Annotated in this window: 4 protein-coding genes and 1 pseudogene; all 5 read right to left on the reverse strand. The window is 65.0% G+C overall.

The window, feature by feature from the left end:
• Positions 1–116: 116 nt before the first annotated feature.
• Positions 117–335, reverse strand: a complete 219-nt coding sequence (locus J07HQW2_RS16725; protein WP_303703797.1) for a transcription initiation factor IIB family protein — start codon at positions 333–335, stop codon at positions 117–119.
• A pseudogene (locus J07HQW2_RS00015) lies at positions 335–538 on the reverse strand (hypothetical protein); the annotation flags it as partial. The gene J07HQW2_RS16725 and the pseudogene J07HQW2_RS00015, both read right to left, overlap by 1 nt.
• On the reverse strand, positions 535–1,134 hold the full coding sequence (locus J07HQW2_RS00020; RefSeq protein WP_021053067.1) for a DUF7437 domain-containing protein: 600 nt from the start codon (positions 1,132–1,134) through the stop codon (positions 535–537). The pseudogene J07HQW2_RS00015 and the gene J07HQW2_RS00020, both read right to left, overlap by 4 nt.
• Before the next feature lie 49 nt (positions 1,135–1,183).
• The gene (locus tag J07HQW2_RS00025; protein WP_021053068.1) at positions 1,184–1,525 is read right to left on the reverse strand and encodes a DUF7558 family protein; all 342 of its coding nucleotides are present in this window, start codon (positions 1,523–1,525) and stop codon (positions 1,184–1,186) included.
• A complete protein-coding gene (locus J07HQW2_RS00030; RefSeq protein WP_021053069.1) occupies positions 1,525–1,815 on the reverse strand; it encodes a DUF8069 family protein in 291 nt (96 codons plus the stop codon). Before J07HQW2_RS00030 ends, J07HQW2_RS00025 begins: the two co-directional genes overlap by 1 nt.
• Positions 1,816–1,931: the final 116 nt, after the last annotated feature.

A 1,931-nucleotide genomic window follows, 5' to 3' on the forward strand; every position in this document is an offset into this window, starting at 1 on the left:
GTGCTCACTCCGCTCGATATCGAGTTCTGTCGACAGATACTCGACAGTCTCTTCGAGGTCCATACTCCTTGGTAGACTCTCTGCCTGTATGTAGGTACTCCTCCACCGGAGGCGTCTCAGATCGCTTGGAGTTCGTCTCGCCGGCTTCGGAGCGTCACGACTGACACCTCTGCTGCCGACGCGACGGTGGATTGGGTAATCAACGCGCCCTGCTCTTGGGCGGCCAGATAGACGCAGGCAGCCGCGACGCCCGATGGCTGACAGCCGTTCGTGAGGGCTGTCCCCTCGGCACGTTCTGCGAGTTCGTTCGCGCGTCGACGAATGTCGTGGTCCAACTCCAGCCCTCTTCGATCGCGGCGTTGACGGGCGGCCCCTCGACGTCCGGATCGTCGACGGTCAACTCCTTGTACACTCGTTCGGGGAGGACGAAGGTGACGTCGTTCCGGCGAGCGAACGTCCGAACGGCCTGATACCGACTGTTCGACGGCTGCCCCATCGCGACGAACAGGCCGGTGTCGGCGATGTGGAACGTGCTCACGCGTCGTCGATTGTGTCGCCGTCGCCGACGTTCACCTCATCCAGAGATGCCCCACCCTCCTCGATGTCGTAGTGCTCGTGGACGACGGGCCGCAGCGCCTGCAGAATCATCTCCGCGGCCAGCGGCGAGATCTCCAGGTCCTCGGCCATCAGACGGTGGGTCACCTCCCCACGCTCCCGCGCAACCGCGTAGGTGAGCGCGGTCGCGAGGCCGGCGACGCCGTGACGGTCGATGTACGTGTCAATGTCCGCGTCTGTCTCGCGACGGCCGACGGCGTCGATGAGCGCCGGCGTGATCGTGTACTCGCGGTCGCCCGCGGCGGTCGTTACAGTCAGGTCGATCTCCCGGGCGGCGTACCGCCGAGGCTGCTCCTCGTCGGTGACGTCGACGACGCCGGCGTCGACGAGCCTGTTGACGTAGCTGTAGGCCGTTCCCTGGGCGAGCTCGAGGTCGTCCATCACGTCCTGGACGGTCACCTCACCCTCCCGAGCGAGGTAGGCGTACAGCTGGGCCAGCTGTGGCTCCTCGAGCAGGTCTGCGACCGAGAGGAAGTCCCGGACGATGTCGCCGTCGGCGCGATTTGAAGTGCGTGACACGGGTCGTTCTTGATTACAGTTTACAGCGAATCAGTAAAGAGTGTTTGGGTCACTCCGCCGGCCTCGTGAAGAGGTGTTCCTCAAGGTCACGCGTCCAGTAGGTAGCGAGCCCGCCTGGACTACAGTGCTCGCACAGTTGCAACGGGCCTTCGAGGTGTCCCGGTTCCACGCGGAACCGCGTGAGCGCAGCGAGCGTGTCGACGACTAGCCCACAGCCGTCACAGGCGACGTGATCGCGCTCGTCGGGATCCGGCTCCGGCTCCGTCTGAATCGCACAGTCGACGCAGATCGGGTGAGTGACCCGTTCGTCTTGTCCCCAAGTGTGGGCCTCGCCAGTCTCGGTACCGGGCGGAGCGTCGCAGAACGCACAGCCGACGAGCGTTTGCTGCATCACTCTCCCTCCGCGTCGGCGTCGCGGCCGGCCGTCCAGCCACGGTGGAAGACGGCCAACTGCGTCGATGAGTCGAACGCGGTACCGCTCGGCTCGTGAACCAGAACTTGGTCCTCGGGAACCGGCGTGACGACGTCCGCGTCGATGAGCTCGCTGACCAAGTTCTCGACCGTCGCGTCGTCGATGTCCGCCGTGTCGACGCTGGCGGTGTCGCGGTCCTGGGCGAGCTGTTTCTTCTCGAACCGTTCGTAGTCGCGACTCGTGTCGTCGTGAGAATCGGGACCAGGCATGGTGAGTCACGGCGCGCACGCTGTCGCGCGCTGCACGCCTCCTGGCGCCGACAAACAGCTCATGGCGTACTGATTCGGTACCTCCTCGGATCGCCCGTCCGCCAGGATACACTCAC

The organism is Haloquadratum walsbyi J07HQW2, assembly GCF_000415985.1.
Lineage (GTDB): Archaea > Halobacteriota > Halobacteria > Halobacteriales > Haloferacaceae > Haloquadratum > Haloquadratum walsbyi_B.

Excerpts from the sequence above, each read along its gene's own strand:
- J07HQW2_RS00025 (WP_021053068.1), bottom strand. The coding sequence starts at position 1,525 with ATGCAGCAAACGCTCGTCGGCTGTGCGTTCTGCGACGCTCCGCCCGGT.
- J07HQW2_RS00030 (WP_021053069.1), bottom strand. The coding sequence starts at position 1,815 with ATGCCTGGTCCCGATTCTCACGACGACACGAGTCGCGACTACGAACGG.